This is a genomic window from Mycoplasma sp. Ms02, from assembly GCF_019720735.1.
Classification (GTDB): Bacteria; Bacillota_I; Bacilli_A; order Mycoplasmatales; family Metamycoplasmataceae; genus Mycoplasmopsis.
On record NZ_CP081302.1, the window covers coordinates 822,838 to 848,662 of the forward strand.

The following is a 25,825-nucleotide window of genomic DNA, read 5'->3' on the forward strand; positions in this document are numbered from 1 at the left end:
AAAATTAAAATGTATAATATCAATATGAAATTTAGCGAAAAATTTAAAATTGTCATATTGACAATTGGTACTTTTGGATTAATTTGATTAAAGTGAAAAAAAATGAACCAAAGAGCACAAAATCAAATTTATCAAGAAGCTAAAACAGCTTTTAAAAATCAGGATTTCTTTAAAGTCGTTCCACGTGATTTGATTGAAAAATTAGAAAAAACAAACTCAAGGTTAGTTTTTACCTTAAAAACAGGCTCAAAAGTAAACTTAGAAGAGCTAAAAAAGTTCAAAAAAATAAAAGGAATTATGTTTTCAAACTTAAAACTTAGTTTGATTACTAACGAATTTACAAATGCAACATTTTTAAGTATCGAGCAAGAATTAGGAGAAAAGTAATGAATCAAGTAAAAAGTAGATATAAAGTAATTTTAGACAACTTGTTAGAAGTTACACCGAATGATCCATCAGTTTTTACAACGATAAACAACAAATTCTTTTTTGATGTTTACAAGCTATTTGGAGATAGATTAAACAATGTAATTGTTACTAATAAAAGTTTCAAAATTCCTGTTGTTGAAGTTAATTTACTTTACATCATCGATAGAATTGAAAAAATGCACAATCCAAGAGAAGTGCTGCACTTCTTAAAAGAAAACGATCAAGAGTTATCTGACTATGTAAAAAGTCAATTAATGTCAAACTTTGAAGAAACAAAAATCAAGATTATTGAGAAAATTCGTGTTGATTTTCAAAAATCAACTCTTAAATGAAAACTTGTTTTAAATAGATCAAGAGAAATTAACGACGAAATTAACATTTGACCTCTACATTTAGGTTTTATGTATGTTTCGTTAGTGATTGAAGATAAAGTTATTTATGCGCCTTTATTTTTTAAAGAGGTAATTTTGCAATTTGAAAATGGTCGTCCATTTTTAATCTCAAATGGTGATATAAAAGCGAATGAGAAGCTGATTTTCATTCTAAACAACGCAGGATTTAACATTCACTTTGATTTTGATTATTCTGAATTTACAATACAAGAATTAATTACTAAATTAAAAACGACTTGAGTTAATTACTTTAAAGTACCTGACCGTATTACAGGTGTGTTTAACCGTTTCAGATCTGACGACATTCACAATAGAACTTTAGAAATTCATCCTGGTATTACACTTGGAATTTTCTTACCATCGGGTGGATATGCAAGAAACAGAATGAAAGAAATTATCGAAAAAGAAGAAATCGAAAATATTTTTGACATCGAGTTTAACAAAAACATTTACAAATACAAAATTAAGAACACAATATTTGACCGTTCTGTAGGTCTTTTCAAAATTACCCCAACAAACTTTTCTCAAGATAAAGCGATCGTTTCAGCTCTAAATCAAAATACAATCATTTGAGGTCCCCCTGGCACAGGAAAATCGCAAACAATCGTAAATTTAATCGCAAACGTTTTAGTTTATGGTAAAACTGCATTGATTGCTTCTCAGAAAAAAGCTGCTCTTGAAGTCATTAGAAATAGAATGAGTGACTTGCGTATGTTTTGTTTATTCATTTTAACTTCAAAAGATATGAAAAAAAGAAGTTTCTATAAACCACTTAAAGATTACATCAACTACCTTGAATATTTTGAAGAAGATTTTAGAATTCAGTCAATTAAAATCATGTCAGAATCTGAAAGAACATGAGTTGATAAGATTGGTGAAATCATTCAAAATCCTAAGTATTTAGAAATTGTTGATGCTTACTTTTACTTACTAAACAACACTGATAATTTAACAAACGACGAAATTGATTTTGTTCTTTCGTTACCACGTAATGTTGCTTATCCACACGTACCAGGTCAAAAAATGTCGGTCGAAATGATTAAAGCTAATAAACTAAGTCTCCTGAATTTCACTCGTTTCATGGAAGTTAGAAAACTTGGAAAGCTAATCGATCGTAATCTATGTGATTTCAAAGGTAATTTAGCAGATCTTGTAATCAAATTCAGAAATCTTGATAAATCAGATTTAGAATGATTCCGTGACTTTTTAGCATTAATTCCTGATATGGACAAAGAAGAGTTTACTGATCTTGATTTAATCAAAAAAATTGTTGCTGAGCGTGTTATTAAAAAAATTACTGCTTTTGATGAAAAAACAATGCGTGAATACAACGAATTTGCAGCATCAATTCGGATCGGTAATCTTGAGCCATACAAATTTATCAAGAAGTACGGTCATTTAATTAAGCAAATTTTTCCAATCATCATTGCGACACCTGACACTGACTTAAGCAGCTGAAATAAAGGTGAATTCGACTATGCAATCATGGATGAATCTTCACAGATTTTCATTGAAAAAGGTTTACCAATTCTTTATCTTGCTAATACAAAAATTCTTGCAGGTGATGATAAGCAAATGAAACCGACAAACTGATTCGGTGTAAGAACCACTGATGAATCAATTTTTGGTAACGTTGAATCATTATTAGATTATGCTCAATCTTTAGGAGTTTATAACATTCTATTGGATAAAAACTATCGTTCAAATCATGCCTCATTAATGACTTTCTCATCTAAATATTTCTATAATTCATCTCTTGATGTTATTGATTCAGCTTTGAATGATAATTCTGAAGCAATTGAAGTTATTGAAGTTAAAGGTACATGAGAAGATAATAAAAACATTCTTGAAGCTAAAACGGCTATAGAGCAGGTATCTTTAAACCTAAACAAATATAAAAAAATTATTCTTCTTGCATTTAATACTAAGCAAGCAGATTACATTACAAACTTAATTTATACTAACTTTCCAAAACTTGAATACGCAATTCGTGACCGTAAATTAATGATCAGAAATATTGAAAATATTCAAGGTGATGAGGCTGACTTAATTGTTGCAACAATCGCGTATGACAAAAATGCAAAAATTTACTCAACATACGTGGGTCGTCAAGGTGGTATGAATGCTCTAAACGTCGCAATTTCAAGGGCTAAAGAAAAAATGATTGTGATAAAAACAATCAAATCGAGCGATATTTTAAATTACCACAATTCGCCTGATACAGCGATTTTCAGAGAATGACTTAAGTTTTTAGAGTTAACAAATGCTGAAAGAAGATCGCTACTATCGACATCTGTAAATCGTTTCAAAGCTAAAAACCAAAAACACTGAAAATCAACATTGGTTGATAAAGTTAAAGAACAAATCAAAGATGCTATAAGCACACAAAAAGGTATCGAAATTGTTGAAAACTACCAAGTAGGAACCGTAAACATTGATCTTGTAGTTCTTGTTGACGGTCACCCTTATAAATGCTTCATTTTCGATGATTTTGCTTACGCAGGAAACTATGAAAGTTATGTTTTATTCAAAGATTATTACCGTTTCTTAAAAAGTAAACACTACGATACACAAATTTTAAACGATATTATTTGACTTCGTGATGAAAGAAAAATCATGGAATGATTTACACCTTTATCAATTGACAGATTTATTGATTCGAATTATAACTACGACCTTAAATATGCAAACGAGGAAGAAGAATACAATCCAGGCGAAGATATCACAGAAGAAATCATGGAAAATGCTCCACAAAATACTGTCACAAAAGAGTGAGATTTATACTTAGAAAAAGAGCGTGAAAAAGAAAAGGCTCAAAAGGCAGCTGAAAAAGCTAAAGAAATCAAACCAAAAGCAAAAACTGCTACAGCAAAACCTACTAAAACTACTGTAACTTCACGAACTAAAAAAGAAACAGCTGCAAAAGTAGCTAAAGCTGCAGCGAAAGAGAAATAAGATGCAAAGTCTAACCAGAACATTAAAAATCTTAGGTTCGACAGTAAATTTAAGACTAATAGTTCATTTGTATCTTTGTTCAAAAAATGAATGTAATGTTCAAAACATTGCTGACGCTCTATCCCTTAACCAATCAAGGGTATCTAAACATTTCATGACTCTAAGAGAAGCAGGCATTGTTGAAACAATAAAAGACAAAAAAGAAGTTTTCTATAAACTAAGCGAAGACTTCAAAAATGAATATCAAGACCTACTTGATGTTATAGTCAAAAAGGAATGCTGTTTGAAAGAATATTACTGCACTTGCGTTCCGTGAGAAGAACTGAAAAAAACAACTCATGATTGTGATCACGAACATGATCATGAAATACAAAAACAATAACATTTAATTTCTACCAACATAGTTGGTGGAAATTTATTTTACTAACATTTTAAAAAAATTTTATTTATCTAACTTTTATTTTGTAAAATTTTTTACACGTTTATTTTTAATGTTTTATAATATAAAAGACCTATTTCAAATATGGTTTTGCAAAAAAAAAAAAAAAAAAGATATTTAGTGGCGAAAACGCCTATAGGAAAGGCTTTTATGAAAAAGTTCAAGTTAAATTTATTAGCAGTTTCAATGGTATCTACTTTGACACCTTTAATGTTCTTGATGAGTTGTTCAAAACAAGAACAAAACAAAAATCAGGGTAATACCCAAAATACTGATCAAAATTCAAACGGCAACACAAGCGATACAAATGGATTTAAAAATAATCAAGGTTCTAACCAGAATAAATCAGATTCAGTGCAACCTTCAAATAACAACACAGGATCATCGAATAACACTTCAACAACAATCCAACCGTCTAACGATGGAGAGTCAACAAATAACGCCTCAAGACCAACCCAACCATCAAATAACGGAGGGTCATCAAACAATACATCAAGACCAACGAAACCGTCTAACAACGGAGGTTCAGCAAATAACGCCTCAAGACCAACTTCACCAGCCAATAATGGTGGTGTAGCTGACCCAGGAGTTGTTGAAGATGATTCGCCAGTTAATCCCCAAAGAGAAAGCCGTGGAAAGGCGAACAATCCCACAGTTCCAAACATTTCAAGAGCAGCATATGATAAATTATCTGATAGTGAAAAATATAGATTAGATATTGATAGATATACAGAAGCCCTTGAAGATGCAACAGGAGCAGATATTCCGTTACCAGAAGACGATGATTATGACACAAAAGCTGATGCAATTAAACAACCAAGATTTAAGGAAGCTTACTTGAGAAACTTTTCTTATTATGATGGAACAGGTTTATTTCTTAACCCAATCAAAGACCCACTAAAAACACAGCACTGAACAGCAACGCTGTACAACGGTGGTAAATCAAGATTTTTAGCAAATGATTTCTACAAACAAGTAGCAAATCAGACTTATTCAATTGAGTTCTTCAATAATAACGAAGCTAAAGCAGATACAAAAACTGTTTCATCAATGGGTACAGCTTGAATTTTAGACTACAAACCTACAACTGATGGTTCATATCCAACAACATGATATTTTGCAACTAACCTTCACGTAGCTGAGAAGTTAGTAAAAACACAAGCAGACTCAAACACAAATTACACAAACATTATTAATCCAAGTGTAGAGGCAGCCACATACAACGATTACATAAATAAAAGAGATGAAGCAGAAAAGCTATATCTAGAAAAAGCAGAACCTTATAACGCTCAAATTGAAGAAAGAAAAAAACAATTAGACGCACTTGAAAACTTGGGTAGAAGTTTAAATTCTGGTGAATTAAGAAAGAAAACAGAATTAGAAACTGAAATAAAAAGTATTAAAGCTCAAATGGAAAAAGCTCTACTCCCAGAAGCAATTGAGTTTGATAAGTACTACAAACTAGCAAAAAGTTTTAATGAAGAAAATACTTCAGTTTTAAGAACTTTAGTATTACGTAGATTCAACGAAGAAACAGGAGTACGTCAAGGCCTAGAAATCACAAGTTTCTCACCTACAGTAGAAAACTATAAGTTTAACCCTAGCCAAGTAAAACTAATTTATGCAGCGAACGATTTCTTAAAAACATCCCCAAGATCATACTTATCGTCAGAGCAAACTCAATACCATGATCTTGAAGAAATGGCTGATTTTGCAGTTATTGAAGTTAATTTTGCAGGCACAACATCTGTAGAAAAACAAACGGGTGAAGCGAATGGTAAATACGTAACAGAGCAAGCAGATGCGCAAACTATTGCAAGAATGGCAACTGGAAATTACGCTGATACACCTGAAAAGCAAATTAGATTTTCTTCAAAAAGTATTTTCAACAAATACGATGAACTAGTAAACGAAAAAGTAAAAGTTAATTACAATGATCGAGACATTGATGTTTCGAGAATGTTAGTTAACTTCGTTGCTGTAGGTTTTCCGAGAGCCAAAAACGACTATTCAATTACAGATAATGATGTGACATGAAAATACAAAGGTCAATCAGTAGTTGACACAACATCAAGTTTATGAACAAACAAACCAAGAGATTTTAGTTCGTTTACTTATGACAAAGGAAATGGTCTTACAAAGACATTAGCATTTAGAAACTTTACAGATAAACCAGGATTAACAGACATTTTAATCACACAACCACTTATCAACTCAACTAAAGAACAAGGATTTTCGATTAATAACGTAAAAGATAAAACTTCAAATTACCAAGGTTCAAGATATATTAACTACGGTCTAGGAATCAACCCTACTGCTTGATCACCATTTGAAGGTGCATCAGGATCTTCATTCCGTGATTATGAAAATACAGTTTACGGAATTAACTATGCTGTAGGTGACTCTGGTGGAGTTACAGGTACATCATTCGTTCAAGCATTCAGAAGTGAAGGTATTGATTACAATGGATTCTACGGAAAATATAATCTTGAACAATACGATTTAATCTATGGTGGAGGAAAAAACCAAAGAACTTCATTCCGTGAAGCAATTCTTGCTGCTTATGGATCTTCTTACAAAACGAACTTATTTAAAGAAGGTGCAGGCGTAATACCACAAGAATTTAGATTCAATAAATAAGGAGAGATATGATAAAGATCAAAAAGCATAATCTTTTGATTATTGCCTCAACTTCGCTTATCGTTGCTGCTTCAGTTGCTGGTATATCTGCTGCAGTTTACATCGCAAACGCAAACAACCAAGCAAGAAGCAAAGATTTAATTTTTGAACGTGAAATTCGTTCAAAAATAGCTACTGATGTTAATATCGAAATTCAAAACAAAAGTAACAAAGACAATAATTTACCAAAAAACGAAAAAGAGGTTGAGATTACAATCGTTTTCGTAAACAGAAGAGCTTCTGATGCAGAAATTAAAAGAGTAGTCAAAAAGTTCAACGAAAAAGATCTTCAGGGTGTAAATATTGTTGATTTAATGCCAGACCCTTTAAAATGAAGTCTAGCAAATGGTGACATTAACTTAGAAGCCTACGACTTGAAAAAGGATCATCCTAACATAATTCCATTGGTTCCTGCTAGCCTAAAAACCAAATTAGTCTATGTTGAAGGTACAAAAGTTGTTTTTCAAATTTTAAAAGAAACTGGAGCAAATGATAGAATCAATCCTGCTGATCACTTACCTGCAAATTACAGATTTGTAGATGACACACCAGACCCCGTTGTTATTGGTCAGGAAAATGTATATAAAGTTGAAAAAATTATCAATAAGATTAAAACCAACATTATTTATAGCTTCGAAGGTTCACCAGTTAAAACAATAAGTGTCGAAACAATCGAAGGTCAACCAATTGACTATAAAACAGAAATTCCTGCTGGGTATAAACTAAAAGAAGGTTTTGAAAAACAGCCTGAACCAGGAAAAGATTTTACTGTTTTGCTTGACAAACTTGTTAATAAAGTTACAACTACAGTCGTTTTTGAAAACTTTGGTAGTTTTATAGGTAGTTCACTATTTTCAGATGTTGAAGAAGGAGTTGACCTAGATGTAACAAATAGAGTCCCAAGTGGGTACAAATTATCTGATACACAAAGTTCAACAATAAAAGCGATTAATGGTCAAGTAACCGTTAGAGTTGTTCAAATACCAAAAGAAATTGAACCTCCAAGAGAAGAAGAAAAACCGTTACAACCGATTGAAGAAGTGGATGATCAACCAATATTTGTTGATCCATTTCCAGAGCCTGAACCTCAACCAGATCCTGCCCCTCCTGCTCCAGAACCAGATCCAGCACCTGAACCCGAACCTGTCCCAGAACCAGATCCAGCTCCACCAGCACCTGAACCTGAACCAGTGCCACCTAAACCGGCTCCAGCACCAGCTCCTGAGCCAGCCCCAGCACCACCAACGCCTGAACCAGCCCCAGTTAAACCTGTGCTTGATCAAGCTGCAATTAGTGCTGCAAGAAGCAAGCAAGGAACATATAGAGAAAGTGCTTTAAAAGATCTTGATTTTAGAAAATTAAAACCAGATCCTAAACCTTCTAGTTTAACTACACAGCAAGCCAATGAAATTGATGCAATTACAAATGAATTATCTGATATTGCTAGAATCAACACCAGAGGGCACAAATTCACTCAAAGTGAAAGAGACAAAATTATTAACGCCATTACAAGGTTGCACAACATCAACCCAGACCCAAATATGAAACCTAATCTAACTCCTGAAGAGTTAAGAGCTGCTCTAGATCGTTATGTAACCTACATCGAAAACGATGGTAAATCCACTCCCGAAAAACTTAAATCTATGGGTGTTATTAGAGAAGATTGGGCAGGAAACCCTGTTGTACCAGCAGATGCTTTTAATTTATGAATCGATCAACTAAAAGCGACAAAATATTCGAACCGTGCCGAAGGTTTAATCCCTATTCTTGACTTTACAGGTTATGGAACGGGTGGTGGTTATGCTCATGCCGACATTTCTAAAAACGTTGTTAGAAATAAAATGATTGCTGATAACAAGAAAAAAACATTTAGTAATGCTACTGAATGACACAGAAATCCTGGTCAAATTGCCAACGGAAACTATCCAGGATGATCAAAAACCGATGTTATTAAAGAATATGAAAGTTTTGGTGCTTCATGAAGAAACGGAATTGTTGTCGAAAGATATACACCAAACCACGATAATCAAGCAGTTTCGAATAAAAATCAACAAATTACCGTTGTTACTTTATATGCAAACTATCCAGAAGGTTATAATAACTTTTTAAACTTTATTGATCAAGCCAAAAAAGCAGGTAAACCTGTAGATGCTATTACAATTAAGAATATCGGTCTCAAAAATGAAAACCAAGAGTTTCATTCAATTCTTTCAAAATTACCTCAAGACCTTCTAAAAGTTTCACTTTTCTTCGAAGGATACAACACAAGTTCATTGATTGGACTTAAAGATTTAAGAATTAAAGAGATGGAAATTTTTACAAGCAAAAGGGATAACGTTACAAGCCCAAGATGATCAATCGATCCTAACGCACTTCGTAATGTTGAATACATAAGTTTCGACTATACAAACTTAAGTACAGTAGCAAATGATGGTGCAAGAGCTTCTTCATCAATTGTTTTCCAAACACTGAAATTCTCACCAGGTTCAACATTAACTGACATTAATAACGGTCTAAAGTTAGCATTTGTTGACAAATCAGACCAACGTGTTTTCCAAGGTTACTGAGGAGATGGTGGATGACCTGATCGTTTAGACTTTAGTGAAACTAAGCAAATTAGAAACTTAAAAGGTATGAATCTTTACGATAGGGTGTTCAAATACTTAAAACTATACAACAATAGTGAAACATTCACTGTTACACTGAACGACTTAACAGAACAACAATGAAAAGCATTGCTTTTAAAAGGACCATCAAAAGCTGAGCTTGATTTTACAAATAATACAAATACACTGTACCTAAAAGGTTCAGTTCAAGACCTTAAGAGTCAGTGAGGAATTGATCTTTACGGGCTGTTTCAAGCAGGTAAAAATATTTTCAGAACAGTTTATGTAGATGACATTAATGTTCTTAACTTAATTAAAAGCAGTCAAGCTGCAGGAGAATTACAAAACGCACAATTCTTAGTAAAACCTGATGGATTCGATCCTGAACAATCTACAGGAGGAGGAGGATTTAGTGGTGACTAAATCAACATTTAAAAATTTAGATCCCAAAAGGGTTTTAAAATCTTTAACGTTAGTTTTAACGTTAATAGCCACAATATTTTATTTGTTCTACTCTAATAAGTTTATTTCATCTGAGTCTTCTAAGTTTTTTGATTACAAATACTTATTTGTAAACAATTCCTTAGGAGCTAAAGGTGCAAACTTAGTAGTTTTAACAAATTTAGCAATCATATTTTGCATAGGTTTAGGCAGTTTATGAAAGAATTACATAAACCTAACTAATAACTATGGAAGAAAAATTGAGTTCTTGCCTTGGTGAGTTCTGTCAGTTGTTTTTGCTTTTGCACTGCCTTTTGTTCTTTTTGGTTGGCAACCAACATCGCTAGAATTACTTCCATATAAGTTTTTACTTATTCTTGTTCCTGTAATTATTAATTGAACTTATCAAATCTATACAGGTTCAGTAAAATTAAAAGCTTCACCTATTGCAAAAAAAGAATTTATTTTAACAATGATTTCAAACACATATAAATTCTTTTTAGTTTTAATTGGTTTCGTTTTATTCAAATCATTTATTGCTGATCAAAATATCAATACTTTATTTTTTGAAAATAAATTTGTCGAAACTTGAGAAGACCTGCTGTTTGCAAGAGGATTATTATCATACATTCTAATCTTTGGATTAGTTCTATCAGTAGTAGTTTCACTTGCAATCTTATATCTTCCTTTAATATTGGGAGCATATAGAAGAGCAAGAATTAGATCAGGTTTTAAAGCAGCTATTTACTTCTTTGCAGCCTTATTTATAGGTGTTTTAGTATGATATGTTGCTAAATTGCCAAGCGTAAAATTCCAAGAAGGTATTTTCTTAGAAAGAAAAATTAATCACATTACATACCCGATCATTTCTGTAATTTGATTAGCATTAATTATTACTTATATTGCAGTAACTAACTCACTTTCTAAAGCCAAAAATAATCATCTTTACATTTTCATGTCTTCATTAGTGCTAGTCACAGTAGGTATGCTTGTATTATTGATTACAAGATTATTTAACACAGATATCATGACCTCAATCGTTCTTGTTCCTGTGTTTTCGATATCATTCTTTGCTTTATGAGTCAATTACTCACGTAAAAAGCACTCTCTATCAACATTTGAACTTTTAAGCTTTACACTAATAAATCTTTCATCGCTAACTAGTTTAGTACTTGTAATGCTAGACGCAATTTTAAAAACATATGGAAACGACTCAATGCTATTGATTCCTAATCCTTATTCAGTATTAGATTTATCAATTTTATTATTTATGTTTGTAATTGCATCATTAGTTATCGCACTATTAGTTCCATACGTTTATTCAATCATCACTGCTCTTAAATTCATCAATAAAAAAGAAAGAACAAGCAAAAAAACAAAGAAAGCGGGCCTAAAAAATGAAGTTAAATAAAAAGAATAAAGAAGTTGCAGCTCAACAAAGCGAGCTTCAAAAGAAACTTTATGAAGTTTACAACAGAACTTTAACATCTCCTGATTTTGTTAGCTCACAAATGTTTAATAACCAAATTGAACTAGTTTTAAGTTCAAAAGAAAATAAAAAAGCATTCTCGGAACTAATGCAAAAACTTTTAGAGAATACAAATGCTAAAAATGAGATTGTACTTGAAGACTTTATTATTTCATTTACAAGAGTAGCTCGTTTTAGTTTTGAAGACCTTGTACCAGTTACAACAAAGTCTTTATTGACCAACGTTCCAGCATTTTATGCTAAGTCACTAGAAAATGACTCTGAAGCAACAAAATACGTAAAATCAGTATTTTGAAACCTATTACATGAATTAACAGTAAAACAAGATCTTAAAGTAGAAGCTATCCCAGGTTTAATCATTTACTTTGATAAAAACGACAACTTATACAAACTAATCTTTTCAGAAACATTCGTTAAACAATGAACTTAAAAAGCATTAAAACTAAACTTTCAAGTTACCAAAACATCCTTAAAATAGTTGAATCACAGAAAAATGTGACTTTGATTAATATCTTAAAAATGTCAAAGAAAAACATTTTTTATCTTTCAAGATGTTTAGAAACTAAAAGTTTAATCGAAGCAATTGTTAAACAATATGACGTTTCTCATTATTTACTGAATTCAAATAAATCACTTAACTTAAAATCCTTTTTTAAGTCAAAACAAGAAAACAACAACAAAATTTTATGAGTCTATGTTACAGAAGATGAAAAGTATGCGACTAACTCGTATTTAAAACAAGAACAAAATATTTTAAGACTTGCCGATAAGGATCGTGATACATTCGTTCTAATCGGAAAAAGAGCTAATAACTTTGGAGATAAAAATGGCTTTTCTCCTGTTTTCTCTTATCATGAAAATGATGTTCCTTATTTAGCTCAAGTTTTACCTTCGCTAATCGAAAATCATATTTTAGATAATGGTTACCATGATGTGCGTTTTGTTCTTAATGCAGCTAAAATAAAATCAAATCATATCGACGTGCTGCCAATTCACAAGCTGAATTTACGTTTCGATGTTGAAAATAGATTTACAGAAAAAAACTTTAATCTTAAAAAACTAAGAATCTACCCTGATGTTAATAAGTTTATTGATGCTGAATTTAACTCATACATTTCATATGCAACACTTGCATTATTAAGCGAATCTTGAATTATTAACGAAAAATACAAATTAGTAGCACAAAATCAAACGATCAATGATTTAGAAGAAAAAATTAGAAGACACAGATTGATGATTATTCGTGAAAAACGTGAACTTGAAGTTGAAGAAACTTCAATCCTATCAAAGAAAAAAGATTTATTACATACAAGAGGTTTAACAAAAAATGGAAATTAGATTGATATCTCAAGAAAACGAAACAACAAAATTCTTTGCTAAATCGCTTGAATTAAACATCAACTTCTTTGATCAATGAGTCAAACTTAAAAAAGACTCAATCGCCAGCTATAAAACATGTTTTTTCAGAATTAACACCGAAGAAAATGAAACTCTTTATTTTTATCTAAACAACGTTTTTATTACATACCGTGAAGAATATGCAGAAGTATTATTCAATGATAATCTTGTTATCTATGAACAAGTTAAAAAAGTTGAGGAAACATTAAAAGAGAAAAAGAAAGCTATTCGTCAGTTCAACAAAGATTTATTTCTTTACAACTCTTTAAAAGAAACTGAATATAAACATTTCAACGAGCATGAAATGCTAAAAAAACAATTTGAAGCAGCCAAAAATAAAGTGGTTTTAGACTTCAACCTTGTGGAAAGGAAATAACGATGAAAATTAAAAAACATTTATCAAAGTTACTGCTTTTAAGTGCAACCCTTAGTCCACTCGCGATTATCACAGTTTCGGCCACAACTACAACAGTCAACACAAACCTAACAGAAGGGGCTGAAACTCCAAGTTCTCCTGAAGTACCAAGTACGCCTGAAGTACCAGATGTACCAAGACAAGTTGATCCTGAATTTGATTCTTTTGCAGAAAAACAAAACGAAATGTTTAAAGAAGCGATTGGTGACTTTATTGATAAATCAATCGCAACTCTTAACAGAAGGGCTTCAGAATTATTAGACGAAAAATTATCGGAAGAAAGTGAAACAGGATTAGACATTGATGTAGATCCAAATTCACCTGATGCGCCAGATCGTCCAGAATCAGATGAAGAAAAACCAGAATTTGATGTTCACAAAAACTTATCAAAAGCTCTTTACTACAAAAAAGTAATGAGCTTCTTGAAGTCTAATAAAGAAGAGATTATTAAAAACCCAAATCAATTCGGTCTTGAAGTAATTTTCCCGAAAATTATTGGTCGTGAACAAGAGTACAACTTTGGAACTATAACAATTGGAAAAAATGAGTTTTCAAACATAATTATTGGAAAAACAGATGAAACTGATTATGCTGCTCAAGTTGCAAAAAGAAGTGGAACAATCGAAAAACAAGAAGAACCTACTCAAAATTTCATCAATCAAGAAGAGTTATTAAAGCAAACTTCATCTTATTTTAAAGATGCTTTATCAAGATATAGAGATATTCTTGTTAATGTAGATGATATGCCAGTTGTTAACGACAATACAAGTTGAGTTCTGCCTGAAGATGCAATCTCACCTGACCTTAGTGTCCCAGCAGGTTATTCAACGTGAGATGAGTATGTAAAAGAAAAAATTAGTGATCGTTGATTACAATATGACATTCAAAAAAACCAAGAGTACAACGAACAAGAACCAGAACCAACTCCAACCCCACCTGAACCACCAATCGTTCTTCCATCAGAAGATCCGATTGATGATCCGTTTGAAGATTTAACAGAAGCAATCAAATCAAAACCAGAAAACATTCCAAGGCTTAATGCTAAACTAAGTTATCGAGACTACAACGTAGAAACTACGCGTATTTTAGGTAAATACAGCGAAAACACAGAACGTTTTTGATTTAAAAACCCAATCAACACTCGTTACAAATATAACGTAACAGAAGTTAGAAATCAAAATGGAAAACTTGTTGTGGATGCAATTATTAAAGATACTGTCAAACCTGATTCACAAGGTAGTTATATTACTGATTTGACTAAACGTCAAAAATATACAAAGAACCATGCAGCAGCAGAGCAATTAGCTTCTAGAAAAATTGAACTAACATACTTAAAATTCTATAAAGCACTGGGATTAGATGAAAAAATCCAAGTAACAAAACTAGGTAGCCAAGAGCTAGCTCAAACAGTATTTAATATGGTTTTCCAAACTCTAAGAATTACAGAAAGCAAAGATTTTGATTCACTACTTAATGGATTAATTGAGCAATATTACCAAAGTATTCAATCAATGGACGCACCAAGCTTTGAAAAATTATATGAAGCCAACGAAAGTTCAGAATTCTTAAGAAAGGTCGAAATTCTTTTCTTAAGTGCAATTAGATTATCAACAATAAACAACATCGGATACTGAAGCAACTTAGCAGAAACATTTGGAAATGTTTTTGACAAGTTCGTAGAAAGAGCCAAAAGTATCTCTAAAACAGTCGAATTTAACTTCAAACAAGCAAACTTCGACATCGAAAAATACGAACAAGGATTGAAAGTCTTAAAACTGGATATTGACAAACTAAAAGGTGAAGCAATCTTTAGTTCATTAGACGCTACTTCAGAGTACTCAAGACTTTTAGTTTTAATTGAAAAAATTCAAAAGCAATTTTTAAACTTAGCTTACTTAACTGAAGATAAACAAGTAGACTTCAAGACAGAAAACGAAGTAAGAGCACGTTTTGAAAAAGGTTACAAAGAATTGAGTTTATCTCAATATGAACAACCAAACACAAATAAAAAACTTATTGCTAAAGTAGCTTTATTCTTTGGATTAATTTCAGGGTTATTACTAGCTGCAACAGCACTATTTATTCGCCTATCTAAAAAGAAAATAATTAAAGACAAGAAAAAACCAATTGCAATTGCTTCAATAATGGGTGTAACCTTAATTGCAACAATAGTTATGGTTGTTCTAGGTCTAGGAGGATTATAAAATGTCACAGAAAAATAAAGTGGTAGTTTCAGCTATATTTGACTACATTATCGAAGCAGACGGTAAATTTAACTACCAACAAAATCAAAACTTTGAACTTGTAAGTGATGCAAGTGTAAAGTTAGTTCTAATTTCTGCTAGCCAAGACCGTGCTTACTTTTTAACCAACGCAACAGGTGATAAGTTAAGTATAGGGGCTGAAATTGTTCCTTCAACAAAACAAGATACAGTCTACACAAGTTTAGAGCATTTTGGCAAAATCCTTGATATTCACGGGAATGTTTTATACCCTGCAGGTAAGCAACAAAGCGTTAAATACTTAGAGCAAACTTCTTTACCTTTTAACAAACCAAACTTTCTAATGGATTATCAACCATTAAAAGAGCAGTTAAAAACAGGTTATGTTTTGGTTGATATGTTTACACCGATTGGAAAAGGTCAAAGACAATTAATCTTAGGAGACCGTAAAACAGGTAAATCATTCATTGCTCTGAATGCAATCATCAATCAAAAAGGTGAAAATGTTAAATGTATCTATGTTTCAATTGGTCAACAACATACACAAGTTTCAGAAGTTTACGATTTTCTAAAAAAACATGATGCTTTAGACTACACAATGATTGTAAGTGCGCCTGCAAATAACCCTTATACACAATTCTTAGCTCCATATATCGGTATGGCACATGCTGAAAATTTATCTAAAGATCATGACGTTTTAATCGTTTTTGATGATTTAACAAACCATGCCAATATCTATCGTGAAATCGCCCTTCTAACAAACAAATCAGTTGGTAAAGAAGCTTTCCCAGGTGATATGTTCTTTGCTCACTCAAGATTACTTGAAAGAAGTGGTAAATTTAAAAACCGTAAAACAATTACAGCTCTTCCAATTCTTCAAACAGTCGAAAATGATATTACTTCGTTAGTTGCATCTAACGTGATTTCAATTACTGACGGTCAATTGGTAACAAACACAGATATTTTTGCAAACGGTAAATTACCTGCGATCGATGTTGAACTTTCGGTTAGTCGTATTGGTGGTCAAGTTACAAAACCTTACATGTCAAGACCAATTCGTGAAATTGGAAAGTTATACAAAAGCTTCAAAAAGCAAACAAAACTTGCTTCATTAAAATATGACCTTAACGAAGAAACCAATACATTAATTAGAAATGGTCTATTAATCGAAGGAATGTTTACACAAAAAGGAGCAAGCTACTACCACGAACACACGATGTTCATGACTTCAAAATTAATTACTTGAAATATTTTGAAAGATGTAAACAACATCGCTCTTGCTCTTAAATTTATTGACGCTTTAATCCAAGTAGATCCTGTATCCAAAAACGCATATGAATTAATGATGAATAATCAAGAAGTGGATGATGAAGCAGTTGGTGCATATTTTGCATTTGTAACAAAACAATTTGCACAAGAGTTTAACTTAGATTGAAATATTACAACAACAAGAGATTTCGTTAAACTTTCAAAAGAAAACATGGCTAAAATCGTTAGCTTAATAGAGGAGAAATAATGGCTGCAAAAATTTCTAAAATTTGAACAGACATGGTAGAAGTTAAGTACAACGGTGAAGCTCTACCTAAAATCAACACTTTAGTTGAAACAAAAGATTCAAAAGCTGTTTTGATTGTTAAAAAAATCATTGATGAACAAACACTTTATGCTGTTTTAATTGATGCTCAAAACCCAATTTCAATCGATGAAGAAGTAATTTCTCATCACAAATCATTCAGCGTTCCTGTTGGACAAACATCAAAAGGTCACATCTTTGACTACAGCGGAAAATCACTGATTGATAGCACTAAAAAACAAAAATACGTTGAAATGGACTCAACAATTGTTAAAAATACAAACTATGAATTTAAGCCTGAGATCATTGAAACAGGTATTAAGGCTATCGACTTCTTCATCCCTATCCTAAAAGGTTCAAAAATCGGAATCTTTGGTGGAGCTGGAGTTGGTAAAACAGTTTTAATGAAAGAAATCATTTTCAACCTACAAAAAACAATCGAAAAAACAGCATCAGTTTTCATTGGTTCTGGAGAACGTTCACGTGAAGCTATTGAACTTTATGATGACCTTAAAGCTTCAAATCTAATGGACAACTCAATTATGTTCATTTCTAAAATGAACGAAAGCTCAGGATCGAGAATGAGCATCGTTCCAATCGGTGTTACTGCTTCAGAATACCTACGTGATCAAGAAAAAGAAAATGTGCTACTTTTCATCGACAACATTTTCCGTTTCTTACAAGCAGGTAATGAGATTTCTACAACACTTGACAAAAAACCATCATTAGGTGGATATCAAGCAACACTTAACTCTGATATTTCGGCAATTGAAGATCGTTTATTTGCTAATGAAAACGGAATGATCACATCCTTCCAAACCGTTTTCTTACCAATGGATGACCTTTCTGATCCATCAGCTGTAGCTGTTTTCAATCACTTATCTGGTTCACTTGTACTTTCTCGTGACGTTGTGGCAAAAAACATTTTTCCTGCTTTCAACCCACTTGCATCAACTTCTGCAAGCATTACACCTTCAATCATCGGTGAAGAACACTACCAAGCAATTCTTGAAGCTAAAAAAGTGCTTCAAAGATACAAAGAACTTGAAGACGTTATTTTAATTCTTGGTATTGAAGAACTTGATGAAGAATCAAGAACCACAGTTCAAAAAGCACTTCAACTTCAAAACTTTATGTCTCAAAACTTCTTCATGACAGAACACTTTACACATGAAAAAGGAGCCTTTGTTCCTTTAAAAGAAACAGTTAGATCTGTAAGAAGAATTCTAGACGGTGAATTTATTCACGTTAACCCAAACAAATTCCTTTACATTGCATCAGTAGAGGACTTAATTACAAAAACAAAATAGCAATAAAAAATTAAGGAGCTATCATGAAAAGTCTTAAAAGTGTTTTCGTTTTAACAACAGCTTTAAGTTTAAGTACTTTTTTAGCTTCTTGTTCTAGTTCGAAAACCAACAACCAAATTTCAAAAACAGAATCTCAAGATAGCAATAAAATAGCCACACCAGAAAAAGAATCTGCAACTACAACCAACCAAGAAAACCCAAACCAAAATCTTTCAACAGAAACAAAAGAAGCAATCGCAAATGAAGGAATCGTCGAAAACGATTTAGCACTTCAACCCGAAAGAGATAATACACCGAGAGCTAATAACCCAACTGGACCTGTTGTGGATACAATCACTTATGACTCGCTTAGTGAAGCTAAGAAGTATCGTTTAGATATGGATGCTTATATTGATGCTGTGGATTCAGCATTGAATATCGATGTACCACTTGAACCTACGGAAGATTATGATGAAAAAGCAGATTTATTGAATCTACCTAGATTCCGTGAAGCTTATTTGAGAAACTTTTCTTACTATGACGAAGATGGATTAGTTCTTAACCCTATCAAGTCACCAGTAAAAATAGCTCACTGAAAAGCTGTTTTGTTCAATGGTGGTAAATCACGTTATTTAGCCAATGATTTATACAAAAAAGCTGCTTTACAGACGTTTTCAATTCAAATTACAAATACAAACTCAGAAGGTGATCAACCTATTCATACATCGTCATTTGGTACTGCCTGAATCTTAGATTTTAAACCAACTGAGGATGGCTCTTACCCTACGACATGATACATAGCTACGAACTTACACGTTGCTGAAAAAATTGTAAAAAATCAACCAGATGAAAACACAAATTACTCTAATTACGTTGATCCAAGGGCACAATCGCAAGAATTGCTTAATCTTGAAAACCAAATTAAAATAGCAAGAAAAAAATGGGATCAAGCATTTGAACCTTTCAAAGTTCAAATCGATGACCACGAAAAAAGAATTGCAGATCTTGAAAGAATTTCAAGAACAAGAGATTTAATCAGTTCAGAAAAAAGAAAGCTTGAAGAATTAAAAAACAATTTAGATCAATTGAATAGACAATATCCAGTAGCACTCAAAAATGAATTAATAGAGTGAAATAAATGAAATGACAAAATTAAAGAATTTGAGAAAAATAGTACGTTTCCAACTTCTTCAGTTGTATTGCACAAATTTAGTGACGAAACTCCACTTGAACAGCAACTAGAGTTCACTAGCTACGCCAACACAGTTCACAGATTCAGATTTGAACCAAAGAATATCAAATTAATTTATGCAGCAAACGACTTTTTAAAAACATCACCTAAAAGTTATTTAGCTTCAAACAGTAAATTCAAAGATCTTGAAGAAATGGCTGACTTCGCTGTTCTAGAGGTCAAATTTGATGACATTAAAAACTATACAGCTCAAACTGATCGTAATGTTGCTCAATCTTTTTCTGATGATCCACAGGCAATAGCAGCTCTGGCAACATCAAATTACGCAAATAATACTGATAACCACATAAAATTTCCAACAAAATCTATTGACAGAATTTATGAAAAAGTAAAAAGCGAACAAGTTGAAGTTAACTACAACGATAACTTAATTTCAGTTCCAAAAATTGATGTTAACTTTATCGCTGTAGGTTTTCCAAATGGTAAATTCGACTATCTACTAGGAAAATACGACATTCCTTGAAAATATCCAAGTCATGCTCATATCGAAAACACCACAAGTTTATGAACGAATAAACCTAGAGATTTAAAACCGTTTACACATGATTTTGGAAACGGTCTTTCAAACGGGTTAGCGTTTAGAACATTTGCTGATAAGCATGGTCTAACTGATATCCTAATTTCTCAACCTCTGATTGATAGCGAGAATAATCAAGCTTTTTCGATCAACAATGTTAAAGACAAAACGAGTCCATACCAAGGAAATCAATATCTATACTACGGATTAGGAATTAATCCTTCTTCGTGAGCACCATTTAATGGTGCTTCTGGTTCGTCGTTTAGAGATATAAACAATACTATTTACGGGATTAACTATGCTACTGGAGATAATTCTGGTTCAACAGGTACTTCATTTGTTCAAGCCCTTCGTAGCGACGGTATCAATTACAAAGGTTTTTATGGAAATTACAATCTTGAACAATATGACTTAATTTATGGCGGAGGAAAAAACCAAAGGACTTCCTTTCGTGAAGCAATTTTAGCTGCTTATGGTTCAGAATACAAAACAAACTTGTTTAAAAATGGTCCAGCAGAAATTCCGTCTGCTTACCTATTTTAAAAATAGAGGATTAAAATGATAAAAATCAAAAAGAAAAAATTCTTATTAATAGCTTCAGTATCTGTTTTATCAGTAGCTGTTTCAGCTGCTTCAGCAACAGCTATTTATTTGATGAACAATAATGATCAAGCCAAAGATAAGTCTTTGATTTTTGAACGTCAAATTAGATCTCAAATTGCTCAAGATGTAAAAATTACAGAAGATAATAACAGTAACAAAGATAATAACCTTGCAAAAATAGACCATGAAGTAAAAATCACAATTGTTTTCGTGGACAAATCAAGAAATAACGAAGAGATTAAAAGATTTGAAAAAAATGTTGATGAAAGGCATTTATCAAGTGTTGATTTAACTAAAGATGCTCCCGATCCTTTAAGATGAGAACTTGTTAATAAAAACTTTAATCTCAACTCATATTCATTAGTTAAAGATCAAGTGAATATAATTGAATTAACACCAACTACTACAAGAACCCAGCTTGTCTATAAAGAAGGTGACAAAGTAATTTTTGAAATAATCAAGGAAACGCCACTAGGAACAACACTTGATCCAGCAGAACATCTTCCAGCAAAGTATAAGTTTGTTGACAAAACACCTACTACACCAGTTTTGGGTCAAGAAAATATCTACCAAATAGAGAAAATTGTGGAAAAATTTACAACGATTGTAACTTATTCTGAAGAAGGCACGGTGATCGCTACAGTTGAATTCAAAACAGTTGATAACCAACCTGTTGATTTTGCTTCAGGCGTTCCTCAAGGATACAAAGTTAAAACAGGTTTTAATCAAACGCCAAAAGCAGGTCAACCCTTCACTGTACCTATTGAAAAAGTAGTAAACAAAGTTACAACAATTTTAGAGTTTAAAGCTCTAGGTTCAACATTGAAAGTAGAGAGATTGGCAGATATCGAGCAAGGCACAGACATTAGTGTTGAAAGATATCTACCCGAAAACTATAAATTAGCAGTAAATCAAGCAGAAGTTGTTCAAGCGATAGAAGGAACTATTGTAATTAATGTTCAACAAATACCAAAAGAAATTGAACCTCCTAAGGAAGACGAAACTCCTCTTCAACCAATAGAAGACACTCCTGAAGAACCGATTTTCATTGATCCACAACCACAACCTGAACCAGATCCTGAACCAGCTCCACCTGCTCCTGAAGAACCAAAAGAAGAACCTCAGCCTAGACCTGAACCAACACCCGAAGCTCCTGTGATTCAACCAGAACCAACTCCTTCTCCTAAACCAGTCGAAGCTCCAAAGCTAGATACAAACAAAATTAACAAAGCAGTTAATCAAGCAGGAAGAGTTGATGAAAGTCGATTGAAGGACCTTGATTTTAGTAAACTTCCTAAACCTGCGCCAAGTTCTTTAGATCGTTCTACACAGCAAATATTAGATTCAGTATTTAAAGATTTTACTGATGTTTTAAATCAAAACACAACAGTAGGATCTAAATTTACGGAAGAACAACGTAATAAATTGATAGCGGCTCTTACAAAGTTGCACAACATAAATCCAGATCCTAATTTTAAACCAGATTTGAATGCTGAAGAACTTAAATATGCATTAAATAAATACGTTAATTACATTGAAAATGATGGTTTAAGAACAAATGAAAAACTAGAAAAAATGAATGTTTTTCGTGAAACGTGAGTCGATAACCCAATCACTCCGTTTCAGGCGTTTAAAATGTGAACCGAAGACTATAACAGGAATAAAAATAAATTTGCAAACGATGGACTTATCCCTATTTTAGGGTTTACAAGGTATGAAACTGGTGGTGGTTATGGACCTGCTGATCTCTCTAAAAATGTTGTTAGAAATAAAATGATTGCAGACAATAAGAGAAAAACTCTTTCAAACTCAAGTGAGTGACAAAGAAATCCTTCAGATATTTCTAAAGGAAATTACCCTGGATGATCAAAAAGTTCAGTTACAAACGAATATACATCGGTGGGTGCTGGTGAAAGTTTAGGTATCACAGTAGAACGTTATGTTCCTAACACAGGTAACGACTCAGTAGTAGATAAAAATACAACAATTACCATTGTTACTCTTGACGCAAATAACCCACAAGGTTACGCGACATTTGTTGAGTTTATGAAAAAAGTTAAGGCTTCCAATTTACCACTAGATGGTATAACAGTAAGAAATATTGGGTTTAAAAACGAAAACCAAGAGTTTAAGGATATTTTAAGTAAAATACCTGACAACCTTAAAAAATTATCTTTATACTTTGAAGGTTACAACACAACTTCTTTAATTGGTTTACAAGGTAAACATATTGAAGAAATGGAAATCTTCACAAGTAAAAGAGACAATGTAACGAATCCACAGTGAGGTATTGATCCTAACTCATTATCAAATGTTGATTACATCAGTTTTGACTACAGCAACTTAAACACTATTGCTCAAGATGGCAATACTGCTTCTTCATCAGTCGTTTTCCAAACGCTTAGATTTGCTAGAGATTCTAGTCTACAGCAGATTAATAACGGATTTAATATTGCTTTTGTACAAAAAGCAGATCAACGTATTTTCCAAGGTTATTTTGGGGATGGTGGCTGACCAGACGGGTTAGATTTTGGTATGATACCATCTATCAAAAGCTTAAAGGGTATGACCTTGTATGATCGTGTTTTTAAAAGATTAAAACTTTATAACAACTCGCCTAATTTTACTGTAAATCTTAGCGACATCACACAACAACAATGAACTGCTCTATTACTTAAAGGTCCTGAAAAAGCTGAAATTACTTTCACAAACAATACTGGAGCTCTTTACCTAAAAGGGTCTATTGATGATCTTCGAGATCAATGAGGGCCCAAATTTACGCCTTATTCCAAGCTGGAAGAAAAGTGTGAAAAACAATTTATGTTGACGATGTTAATGTTCAAAGAGCAATGCAACAAAGCCAAGGAGCATCTCAGTTATATCCAGGCGTTAATATCGTTGTCAAACCTGAAGGATTTGATCCAGAACAAACTACAAGTGCTGCAGGGTTCAACGGAAACTAGAATTAAAAATCATTCACAGAACGTGAATGATTTTTTTGCAAACAAAAACGCTGCACTACAGCGAATTTGTAAATTATTTGTTTAGAATTGATTCAACACCAGGAAGTTTTAGACCTTGTAATAATTCAAGTGAAGCTCCACCACCTGTCGAAACGTGTGAGAATTCTTTTTCCATTCCTAACTTTTGAACAGCAGCAACTGAGTCACCACCTCCTACAACTGAGTAAGCTCCTGAAAGTTTAGCAATAGCACGACAAACTTCTAGTGTACCTTCTTTGTAGTTTTCGAATTCTGTTACACCCATAGGTCCGTTTCAAACAACTGTTTTAGCACCTTCAAGTGTTTTTGCAAATAATTCTCTTGTTTCTGGACCGACGTCTAGACCCATCATTCCAGCAGGAATGTTTCCTTTAGCTAGAACAGGTGTTGTGTCGGCAAATGTTTCTGAAACCAAGTGATCAACAGGTAAAACAACTTTATCACCGTATGTTTCAAGGAATTTTTTAGCTAATTCAACGTAATCAGCTTCAAATAATGAAGTACCAATTGTTTCACCTTTAGCAACCATGAATGTATAAGCCATTCCACCACCGATGATCATTTTGTCAGCGATTTTAACTAAGTTTTCTAGAACTTGGATCTTATCTGAAACTTTAGCTCCTCCGATGATTGCAACGTATGGATGTTCAGGATTTTCGATTGCTTTTGAAAGAGCTGAAACTTCTTTTTCCATTAAGTAACCAAGCGCTGCTTCAGCAATATTTGAAGCAATACCAACGTTTGATGCGTGAGCTCTGTGGGCTGTCCCGAAGGCATCGTTTACAAAAACATCACCTAATGAAGCTCAGTATTTACCTAATTCAGGGTTGTTTTTACTTTCGGCTTTTTCGTTTAAGTCTTCAAAACGTGTGTTTTCAACAAGTAAAACATCCCCGTCCTTCATTGCTGCAACAGCAGCTTCTAGTTCAGCTCCACGTGTTTGAGCAACGAATTTAACGTCTTGTCCTAATTGTTTTGCTAATTCAACTGCAACAGGTGCAAGTGTTTTTGATTCTTTATCAGCTTCTTCTTTAACACGTCCTAAGTGTGAGAAAAGAATTGCTTTTCCACCTTCAGAAACAATTTTTTGAATTGTTGGAAGAGCAGCAACAATTCTTTTATCTGATGTAATAACACCGTTTTTGATTGGTACGTTAAAGTCAACTCTGACTAAAACTTTTTTACCTTTTAGATTTAAATCATTAATAGTCTTCTTCATAAATCTCCTTAATTTATTTATTATTATAACACTTAAAAAAATGCATTTATTAATTATGGTTTATAATATAAAAAAGCAAGTTTAGAGGGGGTTATAATGTCACAAAAAAGCGATATTTTAATAGCCAAAAGAAAAGCACTTTTAGAAAGATTACACGCTGAATCACAACAGGAACACTATTTACCTGAATCTTCAAAGTTTTTAATGTTTAAATCAAGAAGCAGAACTAAAACTGAGTGAATTTCAAGCGTATTAGGAATTGTATTAACAGTTTTAGCAATTACTGCTATTGTTCTTTTTGCAATGTATTTAGGAACAGGGGCTTAATAAATGGAAATTCTTTTATTGATTTTAGTGTTAGTTTTTGTAGTTTTAATTGCAGGGCTTTTAATAACTCCTTATATTGTCAATTTTGTTAAAGGTAAGTTAATTAAAACAAAATATAACAAGCTTGGCAGAAGTAGTCAAATTAGATTAATCAACCAACTAAGAGAAGCAGTTGGATTTTTAAGTAAACATAAAATTGGTGCAATCGTAACAATTGAGAACACCGAAAACATCGATCATTTAAGAACTGATGGAGTAATTTTAAATGCCAACATTTCATCAAGCTTACTTATTTCGATTTTTAATAAAGAAAGTCCTTTGCATGATGGTGCTGTTGTTATTAGAGATAACAAAATTTATTATGCTGCTACTTTTTATAAAATCACCAGAAAAAGCATGGACAACCGTTATGGCTCAAGACACCGTGCAGCAATGGGGATAAGTGAAATTTGTGATGCTACCACGGTAGTAGTTTCAGAAGAAAGTGGAAATATTTCAATTGCAAAAAACGGAACAATTACTGAAGTTAGATTAGATCAATTCCAAGAGCAATTAGTTAAATACTTACAAGATTAAAA

The 25,825-nt window shown here is 32.5% G+C and carries 17 protein-coding genes; 16 read left to right on the top strand and 1 reads right to left on the bottom strand.

Translation table 4 applies throughout. The features are described from left to right. The first annotated feature begins 24 nt into the window (after positions 1-24). The 14 genes from K4L35_RS03220 to K4L35_RS03285 all read left to right on the top strand — a co-directional run bounded on the left by K4L35_RS03220 (position 25) and on the right by K4L35_RS03285 (position 23,747). Positions 25-387, top strand: a complete 363-nt coding sequence (locus K4L35_RS03220) for a hypothetical protein (protein ID WP_221617492.1) — start codon at positions 25-27, stop codon at positions 385-387. Continuing rightward, positions 387-3,776, top strand: a complete 3,390-nt coding sequence (locus K4L35_RS03225; RefSeq protein ID WP_221617493.1) for an ATP-binding protein — start codon at positions 387-389, stop codon at positions 3,774-3,776. Before K4L35_RS03220 ends, K4L35_RS03225 begins: the two co-directional genes overlap by 1 nt. Position 3,777: 1 nt before the next feature. Then, a complete protein-coding gene (locus tag K4L35_RS03230; RefSeq protein WP_221617494.1) occupies positions 3,778-4,158 on the top strand; it encodes a helix-turn-helix transcriptional regulator in 381 nt (126 codons plus the stop codon). A 207-nt stretch (positions 4,159-4,365) separates the two neighbouring features. After that, a complete protein-coding gene (mip, locus tag K4L35_RS03235) occupies positions 4,366-6,855 on the top strand; it encodes an Ig-specific serine endopeptidase MIP (RefSeq protein ID WP_221617495.1) in 2,490 nt (829 codons plus the stop codon). 8 nt (positions 6,856-6,863) lie between these two features. Continuing rightward, entirely contained in the window at positions 6,864-9,923 is a 3,060-nt protein-coding gene (locus K4L35_RS03240) for a putative immunoglobulin-blocking virulence protein (protein ID WP_221617496.1), read from the top strand. A gap of 82 nt (positions 9,924-10,005) precedes the next feature. Next, complete coding sequence (locus K4L35_RS03245) at positions 10,006-11,352, top strand: MSC_0624 family F1-like ATPase-associated membrane protein (RefSeq protein ID WP_221617497.1); 1,347 nt, start codon at positions 10,006-10,008, stop codon at positions 11,350-11,352. After that, positions 11,339-11,860 (top strand): MSC_0623 family F1-like ATPase-associated protein, encoded by a 522-nt coding sequence (locus K4L35_RS03250; protein ID WP_221617498.1) that lies wholly within the window; start codon positions 11,339-11,341, stop codon positions 11,858-11,860. The genes K4L35_RS03245 and K4L35_RS03250 overlap by 14 nt, the downstream gene beginning before the upstream one ends. Next, entirely contained in the window at positions 11,851-12,768 is a 918-nt protein-coding gene (locus tag K4L35_RS03255) for an MSC_0622 family F1-like ATPase gamma subunit (RefSeq protein ID WP_221617499.1), read from the top strand. The genes K4L35_RS03250 and K4L35_RS03255 overlap by 10 nt, the downstream gene beginning before the upstream one ends. Continuing rightward, complete coding sequence (locus K4L35_RS03260) at positions 12,758-13,204, top strand: MSC_0621 family F1-like ATPase epsilon subunit (RefSeq protein ID WP_221617500.1); 447 nt, start codon at positions 12,758-12,760, stop codon at positions 13,202-13,204. The genes K4L35_RS03255 and K4L35_RS03260 overlap by 11 nt, the downstream gene beginning before the upstream one ends. 2 nt (positions 13,205-13,206) lie before the next feature. Then, positions 13,207-15,447, top strand: a complete 2,241-nt coding sequence (locus K4L35_RS03265; protein ID WP_221617501.1) for an MSC_0620 family F1-like ATPase-associated subunit — start codon at positions 13,207-13,209, stop codon at positions 15,445-15,447. 1 nt (position 15,448) lies between these two features. Next, the gene (locus tag K4L35_RS03270) at positions 15,449-16,981 is read left to right on the top strand and encodes an MSC_0619 family F1-like ATPase alpha subunit (RefSeq protein ID WP_221617502.1); all 1,533 of its coding nucleotides are present in this window, start codon (positions 15,449-15,451) and stop codon (positions 16,979-16,981) included. Next, positions 16,981-18,348 carry an MSC_0618 family F1-like ATPase beta subunit gene (locus tag K4L35_RS03275; RefSeq protein WP_221617503.1) on the top strand — a complete coding sequence of 456 codons (1,368 nt, stop codon included), beginning with the start codon at positions 16,981-16,983 and terminating at the stop codon, positions 18,346-18,348. The genes K4L35_RS03270 and K4L35_RS03275 overlap by 1 nt, the downstream gene beginning before the upstream one ends. A gap of 23 nt (positions 18,349-18,371) precedes the next feature. Further along, positions 18,372-20,639 (top strand): Ig-specific serine endopeptidase MIP, encoded by a 2,268-nt coding sequence (gene mip, locus K4L35_RS03280; RefSeq protein ID WP_221617504.1) that lies wholly within the window; start codon positions 18,372-18,374, stop codon positions 20,637-20,639. A 15-nt stretch (positions 20,640-20,654) separates the two neighbouring features. Further along, positions 20,655-23,747 (top strand): putative immunoglobulin-blocking virulence protein, encoded by a 3,093-nt coding sequence (locus K4L35_RS03285; RefSeq protein ID WP_221617505.1) that lies wholly within the window; start codon positions 20,655-20,657, stop codon positions 23,745-23,747. Here K4L35_RS03285 and pgk read toward each other — a convergent pair. Then, positions 23,736-24,920 carry a phosphoglycerate kinase gene (gene pgk, locus K4L35_RS03290; protein ID WP_221617506.1) on the bottom strand — a complete coding sequence of 395 codons (1,185 nt, stop codon included), beginning with the start codon at positions 24,918-24,920 and terminating at the stop codon, positions 23,736-23,738. The two genes, K4L35_RS03285 and pgk, sit on opposite strands and share 12 nt — an antisense overlap. 96 nt (positions 24,921-25,016) lie before the next feature. On the opposite strand from pgk, the gene K4L35_RS03295 reads away from it, so the two are divergent. Further along, positions 25,017-25,247: a hypothetical protein gene (locus K4L35_RS03295; RefSeq protein ID WP_221617507.1), complete on the top strand. Its 231-nt coding sequence runs from the start codon at positions 25,017-25,019 to the stop codon at positions 25,245-25,247. A gap of 3 nt (positions 25,248-25,250) precedes the next feature. Further along, positions 25,251-25,823 (top strand): diadenylate cyclase, encoded by a 573-nt coding sequence (locus K4L35_RS03300; RefSeq protein WP_221617508.1) that lies wholly within the window; start codon positions 25,251-25,253, stop codon positions 25,821-25,823. Positions 25,824-25,825: the final 2 nt, after the last annotated feature.